This is a genomic window from Endozoicomonas sp. PH6C (assembly GCF_059322965.1).
Window position 1 is genome coordinate 283,627 of record NZ_CP185342.1, and the last position, 15,282, is coordinate 298,908.

Sequence of the window (15,282 nt, forward strand, 5' to 3'; positions counted from 1 at the left end):
ACTAATTATTGGATAAACTGTCTAAATCAATAATGGATTCGGTTTGACTCCAAAAGTTCAGAATTACAAGGACAGTAGTGAGGGCTAAAAAAATGGATTTGCTCCCTATCAACGCAGGAAAAGTACGGGCGCCTTTTAACGACTCAAGGTTATCTGAAAATATTGATAAGACAGGCAGCGCTTTTGCCAGAAAAGTGAGTATAAGTGAAGAGTTAATGCCCACAGATGTGGCTTCTGCAAAGTGGGTTGACGCGGACAATAATGATTTCTCGCACAAGACCGGGCACAAACGGGCCGCTACTGATATTCTCCCGAAAATAATAGAGACAGGGCTGGAAACGCTGACCATTGAACCGGTAAAACGTCCGAAAATAGCTGCAACCGAAACAGCCCATTGGCCGGTCATTGATCCATCGTTGATTGAATCTACTCAGGTAGCGAAAACGGCCTTGCTTCAACCTTATTGTCCTAACAGTATCGCGCCTCACGCACAGGCAATTGCCCGCGAGGTTCATGGTGTCCAGCACAGTTGCCGGACGGCAATCTGGGCAGTAGCCCTGTTGCAACAGCGTAAACTGCACGGCGATCGCCTGGCGTGGGAATTTCCCGACCAAATGATACCTCTGCTGATCAAAACCTGCCTGTTTCACGACACGGGTCGTGAAGGCGACGAAGAAGATACGGACGAATGGGAGCGGGCCAGTGCTGACAACCTGAGGGAACACCTGCGCAACTTCGGCGTGGATCAGTCCCTGGCCTGGCAGTGTGGTGAAGCCATTTGCCACAAGGATAACCCTAAGGGCTGCGAGCATCTGCCCGAGGCGATACAGACCCTGCGCAGTCTGCTCCACGATGCAGATACGCTGGATGTTATGCGGGTCAGAGAAAGTTTTTACATGGATCGGCTGGAGTGTTTTGCTACTTGTAAGGATGATCAGCAGAGGCAAGAATGGCGCCTGCTGGCCGAAGAGGTCTGTCAGGTGATTGCCAGGCAGGGCGACCTCTGGTACCCGATCAAGTTGCAGGACAGCAATACAGACCTCGAACATTTCTTCAGCATCGGTGACCCCAGCTTGTGTGAAAACACCAAAAAGCAATGGGAGCACCACCCTTCACCCTTTAGTTACCAGTTGTTTAGCATAGGTGAGCAGTCCGGTGTTGTCCGGGAGTTGATTACGCCTTATACGGGGCAGCTGGCAGAACCACAGGAATCGTCCTTCTCTCTGGCAAAACTGACCCAGCAAAGTGTGGCCATGGAAGAATGCCAGAGCAGCACCTGGCCAGCAGGGCTTTACAGCGATCCCGTTAGCCAACAGGTTTATTCCATCAAACTGGCGAGCTGTGAGCTAAGCGCCCGCAACCAGCTACTTATGGCCAACCTCGCCGGGCTGCTGGGCATCACAGTTCCGCAAAGCTTTGTCCATCAGGAAGAGGGTCATTTTTATGTAGTCAGTCCTGTTCCCGAACAATGGCAGGGCAAGCTCAAAGGCGGGGAGGCAACGCTGCGCTCTCTGTCTCCAGAGCAGTGGGCCAGATTATTGCTGGTCAATGTGATTGTCGGTAACGAAAATATGGTCAACAGTGCCTGGGAGGGCATCGAACTGACCCCGGAAGGGGAGCCGGTCATGTTCCACTGGGATTATGCCGGGATGGCGACCCGCTACCCTTGCCCGGAGAAACCAGAGCCTGAACCTAAACCGGATGACTTTTCTTCCATGCCCTTGCTGTTGCAAAAACTGAGAAACCCCCAGGCACCTCCCATGAACTCTTTGCCAATCTACAACCCTTGCGTCGATATTCTTGCACAATTAGAGGATGACTTACTGGGCCATGCCTTGAAGGATATCTTGCGGCAGGTTGACTGGCAGGCCCTGGACCGGCAGATCGAACACAGCGGCTTTCTGCCCGGTGACCGCAGCTGGTTACGGCAGACTATTCATGATCGTATTGCCTGGCTGACCACCCGCTTTCCCAACAGCCTGGAAGCGGGTGAGCGGGTATCCATGGCGGAATACAAGGCGATAGAGGCGGCGGGTATCCGTGGCGGTTGGCTGCCAGTCAAAGGCCGGGATGTCCGGGGCGGGCAGATCGGTATCAGCCAGTTACTGGATGCCAATGGCCAACCCATCACCCGGATGACCCTCAAGTTGTCCCGGGAAGCGGGCAATAAACTGGCTGACAACCTGGCCCTGGAACGGGGATTACACCGTCTGGCCAGCCGGGTTGGATATACCAACTCTGCCCTGAACAGACGTTACCGAGACTGGCGCAGTGACCTGACCAGCCTGGCCAATGACTGTGACGGCATGGCGGAGCAGTTAACCGGAGATAAAACACGATGGCACGAAAAGGATCAGGATAGCATTGCTAATACCGTGACGATTCTGCAGGACATTGCTAACAAATGCCGGGCGTCGTTAGCTGCCGATCGGCCGTCCATTGCAAAACTGCCAATCCTCGAAACGCCTCTGCCCGTCCCGGCCTTACCGGCACGAGTCAGTTCAAGAATTGGCGAAGAGGTTGAAGCAAAAGTAGAGCTGGCTGAATTCAGCCACGGTTTTGCCAAATTGACAGGCCAGAAGGTCAGTTATTTGAGTCCGGAACAACTGAAGGTTACCCACCTGAGTGCCTCACCGGTACGAGCCGTTGAGCTCGAATCGGTCGTCTGTGAAGGCGGCAGTATTCTGTTTTCTGCTCCGAACCTGCCTGAGGCCATGAGCTTTGAAAATCAGCTGACCCTCACCTTTAGGGGACACAGCAAAGCAGTGGTTGAAGCAATGTTCAGGGAACTGGCAGAGCTGGGTATTGGTGGAGAGCGGCCGGATATCAACGACTTGGAAGAAAAATGGCTGGACGCCCTGGCCGATTACCACGGCTGCCTTGGTGATATGAACCTTGATGTGGCAGTGGATATCAATACCCCGGTAAAAACCCGCAAAAAAGCCTTTCTTAAAGAATTACTGAACTTCAGTGATGAAGAATTGCTCAATTGGGAAATCCACTGTCGTATTCGTGCAGGGCGTCTGGTGTTCTACCGCCCAGGGTTGCCCCATGGCATTGAGACAAACCCTGCCGGGAAGTTCTGCTCCGTACACGATACAAACTTTCATGCGCAGCGGCAAAGGAACAGTGAAGAGGTTGTGGCCGGTAGCCTGGAGAATGATGCCACCCTGAGCTCCTTTGAACGACGTACCCAGATTGGGATGGAACCGCTTGGGCATGAAAGTGCCGTGGCTTCGGCACGCAGGATGAAATGCAACACCGAATACACATTTTCCCGAGTCATGGCGGTGCTGGTGGATAATTCCGGGTACCGTTGTGGTGGGGTTACGTGTTTGCTCCTGACTTCTGCAACACTCGGCCGTATGGATGCACAAATTTATGCCGATCAAAGCCAATACCTGGCGGATTTCTCTGGTTTGGAGGCCTTCGCCCGTAACGAGAAGATTATCGCTCAGTCAACCGATGACTACAGACGTGTGATTCAGGACGATGAGACACAGGAAACCCGTTTTGCCAATCCTCTCTCCTTGCTTGACGAGTTGCACAAACTTGAGATTAGTTCTCCTGAAAGACACCGGCAATTGCTGGGTACACTAAAGAAACGCTTTAGCCACTGGGCCGACGGGCGCCGACTGGAACAGATTTTTCCGCAATCCTGGTCAGCCTTTTATCATGAGATAACCCGTAAAGGCAGCCAGTTTGACGAAGGCATCAAAAGTCTCGTCAAGGCTTGCGGCGAAGAGCGCATACAGTTGTTGTTTGAGCAAAACCCACAACTGTTGAAGGGCAGGCTGGATTCCCTGGATGGCTTTAATCTGAATGGGTGGATGTGTGCTCTTGAAGGGTTTGATTGCAGCGGCTGTTCAATGAATGGCACAGTGTTGCAATCCTTTCTTTTTTGTGAATGTAAATTCAATACAGAGCTGTTAAACAGAGCCATTGTTAAAGGTTGCTTTTTCACCGAATGCTCTTTTGAGGGTAAGCGGTTTTCATCATCGATATTAGACAATGTCCGTTTTAACCCTGAATCTGGGAAGGATGACCTGGCGTGTGAAAGAACACGCCAGCTTTCCCGGATCTTATATCAGTCGTGTGTTAATCAGCACAATAAGTTTAATCTGGAACAATGGCTGAAGGTGATGCTTAAAAGTAGTTTTCTACAATCCTGTTCTGCACCACTGGATGATTTAACCCAGGATATTCTGTCCCAACATATGGATGAAATTTCCAGAATCTATCCAAAGCAACTTTGTGAAATTATTTATGAACTTTGTTTCATTAATTTTCAAAATACTGCCAATGCGATAAATTTTGTCTGGAATAATCCTGGATTCTATGATCACAAAATCAAAGATCTCAAAGATTTTTATTTTGATTTCAGAAGCATCTTCCTGAAAGAAGGAAATTCTAAAATAGGGTTATCAGGTGATCCATTTGGAAGATTTTTTAGGTCCGATTATGGACCAAACAAAAGTTATTCCCGGGAAGCGCTTTTGGCGCTTATGTTAAATGTTATTAACCTTGTTCTGTTTCCTGAATCCAATGATAAATACATAGACTTTGACGTCAATGCCAACAGTGCGGATGAGCATGACGGTTGCTTGAAGGCCATTCCTGAGGTAGGTAGCGAAGGTACACAAAGCAACACAGATGGCCTGCCTCTGGTTGAAATGCAACGTTATAAAGCTCTTCTCTGTAAATCTCAGCTTAAAGAATACCGGAACCGTATTCATCGGTTCTGGAAAGAATGCTCAGAAAAGAGTCAATTAAAAATAGCCAAACACTGTTTGCTTCATCAAAATGTTGTCGTTAGCCCCAAAACAACCAAGCAATTTAGAGATTTGTTGTCTCAAGACCACGACGAGCAATATTGGCAGGAAATCTATCGCGCTAACATGGATAAACATAAAAAAAATGAGGATGAATTGAATCGCTTGCTTTTGGAAAATTTTGGAGAGCAGGACCAAACCAACTGGTTAGGTACTTATTGAGCTTGAATTGCCTGCCTTCCTCAATGTGGCATTTTTAACAATAGGCAAGGTGATGTTGCGATTCGGCAGGTGTGGAGCCAATCTCACAGTTTTGCCCAGTCTTCACAGAATGGATGGAACTAACTGACTGGATAAACTGTCTAAATCAATAATGGATTCGGTTTGACTCCAAATGTTCAGAATTACAAGGACAGTAGTGAGGGCTAAAAAAATGGATTTGCTCCCTATCAACGCAGGAAAAGTACAGGCGCCTTTTAACGACTCAAGGTTATCTGAAAATATTGATAAGACAGGCAGCGCTTTTGCCAGAAAAGTGAGTATAAGTGAAGAGTTAATGCCCACAGATGTGGCTTCTGCAAAGTGGGTTGACGCGGACAATAATGATTTCTCGCACAAGACCGGGCACAAACGGGCCGCTACCGATATTCTCCCGAAAATAATAGAGACAGGGCTGGAAACGCTGACCATTGAACCGGTAAAACGTCCGAAAATAGCTGCAACCGAAACAGCCCATTGGCCGGTCATTGATCAATCGTTGATTGAATCTACTCAGGTAGCGAAAACGGCCTTGCTTCAGCCTTATTCTCCTGACAGCATCGCGCCTCCTGCACAGGCAATTGCCCGCGAGGTTCATGGTGTCCAGCACAGTTGCCGGACGGCAATCTGGGCAGTAGCCCTGTTGCAACAGCGTAAACTGCACGGCGATCGCCTGGCGCGGGAATTTCCCGACCAAATGATACCCCTGCTAATCAAAACCTGCCTGTTTCACGACACGGGCCGTGAAGGCGATGGGTTCGATACGTTGGAGTGGGAGCGGGCCAGTGCTGACAACCTGAGGGAACACCTGCGCAACTTCGGCGTGGATCAGTCCCTGGCCTGGCAGTGTGGTGAGGCCATTTGCCACAAGGATAATCCGAAGGGCTGCGAGCATCTGCCCGAGGCGATACAGACCCTGCGCAGTCTGCTCCACGATGCAGATACGCTGGATGTTATGCGGGTCAGAGAAAGTTTTTACATGGATCGGCTGGAGTGTTTTGCTGACTGCCAGGATGATCAGCAGAGGCAAGAATGGCGCCTGCTGGCCGAAGAGGTCTGCCGGGTGATTGCCAAACAGGGTGACCTCTGGTACCCGATCAAGTTGCAGGACAGCAATACAGACCTCGAACATTTCTTCAGCATCGGTGACCCCAGCTTGTGTGAAAACACCAAAAAGCAATGGGAGCACCACCCTTCACCCTTTAGTTACCAGTTGTTTAGCGTAGGTGAGCAGTCCGGTGTTGTCCGGGAGTTGATTACGCCTTATACCGGACAGCTGACAGAACCACAGGAATCGTCCTTCTCTCTGGCAAAACTGACCCAGCAAAGTGTGGCCATGGAAGAATGCCAGAGCAGCACCTGGCCAGCAGGGCTTTACAGCGATCCCGTTAGCCAACAGGTTTATTCCATCAAACCGGCGAGCTGTGAGCTAAGTGCCCGCAACCAGCTGCTGATGGCTAACCTTGCCGGGCTGCTGGGCATCACAGTTCCGCAAAGCTTTGTCCATCAGGAAGAGGGTCATTTTTATGTAGTCAGTCCTGTTCCCGAACAATGGCAGGGCAAGCTCAAAGGCGGGGAGGCAACTCTGCGCTCTCTGTCTCCAGAGCAGTGGGCCAGATTATTGCTGGTCAATGTGATTGTCGGTAACGAAAATATGGTCAACAGTGCCTGGGAAGGCATTGAACTGACCCCGGAAGGGGAGCCGGTCATGTTCCACTGGGATTATGCCGGGATGGCGACACGCTACCCGTGTCCTGAAAAACCAGAGCCAGCCTCGAAAACAGATGACTTTTCCTCCATGCCCTTGCTGCTGAATAAACTGCGGAACCCTCAGGCACCCCCCATGAACTCGTTGCCAATCGACAACCCCTGCGTCGATATTCTTGCACAATTAGAGGATGACTTACTGGGCCATACCCTGAAAGATATCTTGCGGCAGGTTGACTGGCAGGCCCTGGACCGGCAGATCGAAAACAGTGGTTTTCTGCCCGGTGACCGCAGCTGGTTACGGCAGACTATTCATGATCGTATTGCCTGGCTGACCACCCGCTTTCCCAACAGCCTGGAAGCGGGTGAGCGGGTATCCATGGCGGAATACAAGGCGATAGAGGCGGCGGGTATCCGTGGCGGTTGGTTGCCAGTCAAAGGCCGGGATGTCCGGGGCGGGCAGATCGGTATCAGCCAGTTACTGGATGCCAATGGCCAACCCATCACCCGGATGACCCTCAAGTTGTCCCGGGAAGCGGGCAATAAACTGGCTGATAACCTGGCCCTGGAACGGGGATTACACCGTCTGGCCAGCCGGGTTGAATATACCAACTCTGCCCTGAACAGATTTTACCGCGACTGGCGCAGTGATCTGACCAGCCTGGCCAAAGACTGTGACGGCATGGCGGAGCAGTTAACCGGAGATAAAACACGATGGCACGAAAAGGATCAGGATACTATTGATAATACCGTGACGATTCTGCAGGACATTGCAAACAAGTGTCGGGCGTCGTTAGCCGCCGACCTGCCGTCCATTGCAAAACTGCCAACCATCGAAACGCCTCTGCCTTTCCCGGCCTTACCGGCACGAGTCAGTTCAAGAATCGGCGAAGAAGTTGAAGCAAAAGTAGAGCTGGCTGAATTCAGCCACGGTTTTGCCAAATTGACAGGCCAGAAGGTCAGTTATTTGAGTCCGGAACAAATGAAGGTTACTCGCCTGAGTGCCTCACCGGTACGAGCCGTTGAGCTCGAATCGGTCGTCTGTGAAGGCGGCAGTATTCTGTTTTCTGCTCCGAACCTGCCAGAAGCCCTGAGCTTTGAAAATCAACTGACCCTCACCTTTGGGGGACACAGTAAATCGGTGGTTGAAGCATTGTTCAGGGAACTGGCAGGGCTGGGCCTTGGTGCGGAGCGACCGGATACCACCGACCTGGAGGAGCAATGGCTGGACGCCCTGGCTGACTACCATGGCTGCCTTGGTGATATGAACCTTGCCGTGGCAGCCGATCTCAATGCGCCGGTAAACATCGGCAAAAAAGCGTTTCTTAAAGAATTGCTGAACTTCAGTGACGAAGAACTGCTTGATTGGGAAATCCATTCTCGTATTCGCGCGGGACGTTGGGTGCAATTGCGTCCGGGGTTTCTCCATGGCATTTCGGCGACCCCCGCCAGAAAGTTCTGCCCCGCGCACGATACAAAATTTTGTGCAGATCGGGAAGGAAAAGAAGAACGATTTGTGACCGATAGCCTGAAAAATGACGCTACCCTGAGTTCCTTTGAACGACGTACTCAGATCGGGATAGAACCCACTTGGCATATCCATCCCAGCGCTTCGTTGGCCAGGATGAAATGCGACACCGGTTATGCATTTACCCGAATCATCGAGGACGGCGAGCTGGCGGATTATTCAGAGCGGATTCATGAAGATGGGATCATGTGTATGAAATTGACTTCTGAAACACTCGGCCGTATGGATGCAGAAGTTTATGATAATCAATGCCAGTTTAATAAGGCTCTTGGTTTGGACGCCTTTGCTCGTAATGAGAAAATCATCAAGCAGTCAAACTGTGACTACCAGAGTTTGATTCAGCTCAATAATCCAGCTAATCCACAGGAGACTCGTTTTTCCAACCCTCTGTCCTTGTTTGACGAGTTGAATCTGCTTGATATCAGCTCTAGCGAAAGTAGACGGCAATTGTTGTCTATTTTGAAGAAACGCTTTAGCCACTGGCCTGATGGGCGTCCGCTGGAAAAGCTTATTCGGAAATCCTGGTCAGCCCACTACCATGAGTTAATCTCCGAAGACAGTTCGGTTGACGAAAACATTAAAAATCTCATCAAGGTCTTTGGTGAAAAGGGTATTCAGTCGCTGCTTGAGCAAAACCCAAAACTGTTGGAGGGAAGATTGGATTCCCTGGATGGTATAGAGCCGAAAGGGAGCCTGCATAAGGGATGGATCAAGCGTGAATTAACCGGGATTGATTTCAGCCGCTGTTCAATGAACGGCACGGTGTTGAAATCCGTTTCATTTGACGAGTGTAAATTCAATACAGAGCTGTTAAACAGTGCCATTATTGAAGATGGTACTTTCACCAACTGTTCTTTTGAAGGTAAGCGGTTTTTATCATCGATATTAGACAATGCCCGTTTTGACGTTGAAAGTAATAAGGATGGCCGGGTATGTGAAAGTACACACCGGCTTTCCCAAATCCTGTATCAATCGTGTGTTAATGATGACAATAAGTTCAATCTGAAACAATGGCTGGAAGTGATGGGGAAAAGTCATTGTCTGCGCTGCGGTCCAACACCATTGGACGATTTGAGTCGGGATATTCTATCCCAACATATTGAAGAAATTAAAAAAAGTTATCCACAGCAACTTTCTGATATTATTTATGGAGTTTTTTCCATTAGTTTTGAAAATACTGCCAATGCAATAAGTTTTGTTGAAAATAACCCGAAATTCTATGATCGCAAAATCAAAGATCTTAAAGACTTGTATTTTGAGTTCAGAACCATCTTCCTGAAAGAAGGAGAATATTGTAGTCAAGGTAGTCCATTTGCAAACTTATTTCGCCTCCATAATGTTAAACGCGATGATTATTCCCGGGAAGCGGTTTTGGCGTTGATGTTAAATGTTATTAACCTTGTTCTATTTCCTGAAGCCAATGATAAATACATAGACTTTGGCATCGATGGCAACAGCGCGGATGACCATTGCTTGAAGGCTATTCCAGAGGTAAGTGGCGGAAGTACACAAAGTACACAAAGCTACTCAATCTCATGCCCGGAAACAGATGATGAGTCTCTGGTTAGAATGAAACGTTACAAAGCCCATCTTTGTATGTATAGCCTTACAGAGTATCGGGAATATATTCATCAATTCTGGGAAGAATGCTCTGAAAAGAGTCAAGTAACAATAGCCAAACACTGTTTGCTTCATCAAAATGTTGTCGTTAGCCCCTTAACAACCAGGGCATTTTTTAAGTTGTTGTCTAAAGAACACTGCGAGAAAAATTGGCGCGACATCTATCTCGCTAACATGAGTAAGCATATAGGAATTGAGCATAAGTGGCGTATGTTGCTTGTGGATAAAATTGGGAAATGGGCCAAAACCACCAAATTTTATTAAGTTCGAATGGCCTGCCCACCTCAACACCTCCTGCCATTCGGCAGGTATGGAGCCAATCTTATAGTTTTCCCCAGTCTTCACAGAATGGATGGAACTAACTGACTGGATAAACTGTCAAAACTGTAATGGATTCGGTTTGACTCCAAAAGTTCAGAATTACAAGGACAGTAGTGAGGGCTAAAAAAATGGATTTGCTCCCTATCAACGCAGGAAAAGTACGGGCGCCTTTTGAAGACTCAAGGTTATCTGAAAATATTGATAAGACAGGCAGCGCTTTTGCCAGAAAAGTGAGTATAAGTGAAGAGTTAATGCCCACAGATGTGGCTTCTGCAAAGTGGGTTGACGCGGACAATAATGATTTCTCGCACAAGATCGGGCACAAACGGGCCGCTACTGATATTCTCCCGAAAACAATAGAGACAGGGCTGGAAACGCTGACCATTGAACCGGTAAAACGTCCGAAAATAGCTGCAACTGAAACAGCCCATTTGCCGGTCATTGATCCATCGTTGATCGAATCCACTCAGGTAGCGAAAACGGCCTTGCTTCAGCATTATTGTCCTAACATTATCGTGCCTCATGCACAGGCTATTGCCCGCCCCGTTCATGGTGTCCAGCACAGTTGCCGGACGGCAATCTGGGCAGTAGCCCTGTTGCAACAGCGTAAATTGCACGGCGATCGCCTGGCGCGGGCATTTCCCGACCACATGGTCCCCCTGCTGATTAAAGCCTGCCTGTTTCACGACACTGGTCGTGAAGGCGATGGGCGCGATACGCTGGAGTGGGAGCGGGCCAGTGCTGACAACCTGAGGGAACACCTGCGCAACTGTGGCATGGAACAGTCCCTGGCCTGGCAATGTGGTGAAGCGATTTGCCACAAGGATAACCCGAAGGGCTGCAAACATCTGCCAGAAGCAATACAGACCCTGCGCAGCCTGCTCCATGATGCGGATACGCTCGATGTTATGCGGGTCAGAGGATGCTTTTACATGGACCGGCTGGAGTGTTTTGCTACCTGCCAGGATGATCACCAGAGGGAAGAGTGGCGCTCGCTGGCCAAAGAGGTCTGTAAGGTGATTGCCGGGCAGGGTGACCTCTTTTATCCGATAACCTTGCATGACAGTCCTGCAAACCGCGAACATTTCTTCTTCATCGGTGCCGACAGCCAGTGCGAGAGCACCAAAAAGCAGTGGGAGCACCATCCTTCGCCCTTCAGTTATCAGCTCTTTAGCATAGCTAAGCAGTCCAATGTTGTCCGGGGGCTGATTACGCCTTATACCGGACAGCTGGCAGAACCATCGGCATCGTCTTTCTCACTGGCACAACTGAACCCCCAAACTACTGCCATGAAAGACTGCTCGGGTAGCTGGCCAACGGGGCTGTACAACGATCCCATTAACCAACAGGTTTACTCCATCAAACCGACGAGCTGTGAGCTAAGTGCCCGCAACCAGTTACTGATGGCCAACCTCGCCGGACTGCTGGGCATCACAGTACCTCAGAGCTTTGTCCATCAGGAAGAGGGTCATTTTTATGTGGTCAGTCGTGTCCCCGGGGAATGGCAGGGTAAGCTCAAAGGTGGGGAGGAGACCCTGCGCTCTTTGTCTCCAGAGCAGTGGGCCAGATTATTGCTGATTAATGTGATTGTTGGTAATGAAAATATGGTTAACAGTGCCTGGGAGGGCATTGAACTGACCCCGGAAGGGGAGCCGGTGATGTTCCACTGGGACTTTGCCGGGCTCGCGACTCGCTACCCCTGTCCCGAGAAGCCAGAACCTGCCTCCAAAACGGATGACTTTTCCTCCATGCCGGTGCTGCTGAATAAACTGCGGGACCCCAAGGCTCCCCCCATGAACTCGTTCCCGATCCACAACCCCTGCGTCGATATTCTCGCGCAATTGGATGATGACTTGCTGGGCCATACCCTGAAAGATATCTTGCGCCAGGTTGACTGGCAGGCCCTGGACCGGCTGATCGAACACAGCGGTTTTCTGCCCGGTGACCGCAGCTGGTTACGGCGGACTATTCACGATCGTATTGCCTGGCTGACCACTCGCTTTCCCAACAGCCTTGAGACGGGTGAGCGGGTATCCATGGCGGAATACAAGGCGATAGAGGCGGCGGGTATCCGTGGCGGTTGGCTGCCGGTTAAAGGCCGTGATGTCCGGGGCGGGCAGATCGGTATTAGCCAGTTACTGGATGCCAATGACCAACCCATCACCCGGATGTTCCTCAAGTTGTCCCGGGAAGCGGGCAATAAACTGGCAGATAACCTGGCTCTGGAAAGGGGATTGCACCGTCTGGCCATCCGGGTTGAATATGCCAACTTTGCCTTGAATAATTCCAAAAACCTCCCGAACCACGATTACCGTGACTGGCGCAGTGACCTGGCCAGCCTGGCCAACGACTGTGAGGGAATGGCCGAGCAGTTAACCAAAGATAAAACACGATGGTACGAAAAGGATCACTATGCCATTGATAATACCGTGATGATTTTGCGGGACATTGTTAAAAAGTGCCGGGCATCGTTAGCTGCCGACATGCCCTCCATTGCAAGACTGCCAACCATCGACACTCCACTGCCTTTCACGTCCTTGCCTGCACGAATCAGTTCAAGAACCGGCAAAAACGATGTAGCGAAAGTACAGCTGGCTGAATTCAGCCGCGGTTTTGCCAAACTGACAGGCCAGAGCGTCAGTTATTTGAGTCAGAAACAAATGGATCATGCCAACCTGATCGCCCCACCGGTTCGGTCAGTTGAACTCGAATCGGCCGTCTGTGAAGGCGGCAGTATTCTGTTTTTTCCTCCGAACCTGCCTGAAGCCCTGAGCTTTGAAAATCAATTGATCCTCACTTTTCCGGGACACACTAAAGCGGTGGTTGAAGCATTGTTCAGGGAACTGGCAGAGCTGGGCATTGGTGGGGAGCGACCAGATATCCCTGACCTGGAAGAGCAATGGCTGGACGCACTGGCCGACTACCACGGCTGCCTTGGTGATATGAACCTTGACGTGGCAGCGAAGATCAATACTCCGGTAAACACCCGCAAAAAGAAATTTCTTAAAGAGCTTCTGAACCTCAGTGACGAAGAACTGGTTTGGGAAATCCATTGTCGTATTCGCGCAGGACGTCTGGTGCATTATCGCCCGGGGTTGCCCCATGGTATCGAGGCAAACCCCGCCAGGAAGTTCTGCCCCGCGCACGATCTAAACTATTCTGCATTGCAGCAAAGCAGCAGTGGAAAGTTTGTGGTCGAGAGTCTGGAAAATGAAGCGACCCTGAATTCCTTTGAACGACGTACTCAGATCGGGATAGATCCAACCGGGAATGTTTCGGCACTCAGGATGAAATGCGATGCCGAATATGCATTTGCCCGAGTCATGGATGAGGAGCTGGCGGCTAATTCCAGGCAAAATAGAGGTGGGTTTATGTGTATGCGCCTGGATTCTGCAACATTTGGCCGTCTGGATGCACAGATTTATAACAACCAAAGCCAAATTGCGTTGGGATTCTTTGGTTCGGACGCCTTCGCCCGTAATGATAAAATCATTACGCAGTCAGCAGGTGACTACCAAAGTGTGATTCAGCACAGTGATTTACAAGAGACCCGTTTTTCCAATCCTGTGTCCTTGTCTGACGAGTTGAAACTGCTTGAGATGGGTTCTCCCGAAGGTCAGGCATTGTTGCGCAGGCTAAAGAAACGCTTTAGCCACTGGCCCGACGGGCGCCCACTGGAACAGCTTTTTCCGCAATCCTGGTCAATCCTTTACCTTGAGATAACCTGTAAAGGCAGCCAGTTTGACAAAGGCATCAAAAGTCTCGTCAAGGTTTGTGGTGAAGAGGGCATACAGTTGCTGTTTGAGCAAAACCCACAATTGTTGGAGGGCAAGCTGGATTCCCTGGATGGTCTTAAGCTGAATGGTAGGGCTAGTATAAAAAGGATTGATTTCAGGGGCTGTTCAATGAACGGCACAGTGTTGCAATCCGTTTCATTTGAGGGGTGTAAATTCAATATAGAGTTGTTAAGCAGTGCTACTGTTGAAAAAGGTTCTTTCAAGGGATGTTTTTTTGAAGGTCAGCGGTTTACATCATCGCTATTAGACAATGCCCATTTTCACTCTGAAGGTTATGAGGATGGCGTGATCTATGAAAGTACACGTCATCTTTCCCAAATCCTGTATCAGTCGTGCATTAATGAGAACAATGAGTTTAATCTGGAACAATGGCTGGAGGTGATGGGAAAAAGTGATTTTCTACGCTTCGGCTCAACACCGCTGGATGATCTAAGCCGGGATATTCTGTCCCAACACATTGAAGAAATTAAAAACACTTATCCAAAGCAACTTTGTAAAATTATTCATGGACTTTTTTCCATTGAATTTAAAAGTACTGCCAATGCAATAAATTTTGCCAGTAATAATCCGAAATTCTATGATCTCAAAATCAAAGATCTCAAAGACTTGTATTTTGAGTTCAGAACCAACTTCCTGAAAGAAGGAAAATATCTGCATGAATCAGGGACTCCATTTGATAAATTATTTAAACTCTATCGCGTCAAACGCAGTGATTATTCCCGTGAAGCGGTTTTGGCGTTGATGTTAAATGTTATTAACCTTGTTCTGTTTCCTGAATCCAATGATCAGTACATAGACTTTGGCGTCAATGCCAATAGCGCGGATGTGCATGGCTATTGCCTGAAGGCCATTCCAGAAGTAAGTAGCACAAGTACACAAAGTAACACAGATGACCTGCCTCTGGTTGAAATGGAACGTTACAAAGTTCGTCTTTGCAGGTTTCGCCTTCAAGAGTACCGGAACTATATTCATCAATTCTGGGAAGAGTGCTCAGAGGAGAGTCAATTAACAATAGCCAAACACTGCTTGCGTCATCAAAATGTTGCCGTTAGCCCCAAAACAACCGAAGCATTTTTTAATTTGTTATCTAAAGAACACGGCGAGGAAAATTGGCGCAACATCCATTTCGCTAACATCGGAAAACATATAGAAATTCAGAGTGAGTTGATTCCGTTGCTTGTTGACGAATTTGGCGAATGGGCCAGATCCACCGAATTTTATTAAGTTCGAGTTGCCTGCCCTCCTCAGTGAGGCACTTTTAACAATAGACAAGGTGATG

The 15,282-nt window shown here is 49.3% G+C and carries 3 protein-coding genes; all 3 read left to right on the forward strand.

The annotated features are described in order from the left end of the window. Nucleotides 1-92 precede the first annotated feature (92 nt). The 3 genes from ACOMG9_RS01160 to ACOMG9_RS01170 all read left to right on the forward strand — a co-directional run bounded on the left by ACOMG9_RS01160 (nucleotide 93) and on the right by ACOMG9_RS01170 (nucleotide 15,227). Nucleotides 93-4,994 (forward strand): SidE phosphodiesterase domain-containing protein, encoded by a 4,902-nt coding sequence (locus ACOMG9_RS01160; protein ID WP_494529664.1) that lies wholly within the window; start codon nucleotides 93-95, stop codon nucleotides 4,992-4,994. Between the two features lie 211 nt (nucleotides 4,995-5,205). Then, on the forward strand, nucleotides 5,206-10,149 hold the full coding sequence (locus ACOMG9_RS01165; RefSeq protein ID WP_448215447.1) for a SidE phosphodiesterase domain-containing protein: 4,944 nt from the start codon (nucleotides 5,206-5,208) through the stop codon (nucleotides 10,147-10,149). A 185-nt stretch (nucleotides 10,150-10,334) separates the two neighbouring features. After that, entirely contained in the window at nucleotides 10,335-15,227 is a 4,893-nt protein-coding gene (locus tag ACOMG9_RS01170; RefSeq protein WP_448215448.1) for a SidE phosphodiesterase domain-containing protein, read from the forward strand. Nucleotides 15,228-15,282: the final 55 nt, after the last annotated feature.

Coding starts and splice junctions, on each gene's coding strand:
- ACOMG9_RS01170 (WP_448215448.1), top strand. CDS start 10,335: ATGGATTTGCTCCCTATCAACGCAGGAAAAGTACGGGCGCCTTTTGAA.
- ACOMG9_RS01160 (WP_494529664.1), top strand. CDS start 93: ATGGATTTGCTCCCTATCAACGCAGGAAAAGTACGGGCGCCTTTTAAC.
- ACOMG9_RS01165 (WP_448215447.1), top strand. CDS start 5,206: ATGGATTTGCTCCCTATCAACGCAGGAAAAGTACAGGCGCCTTTTAAC.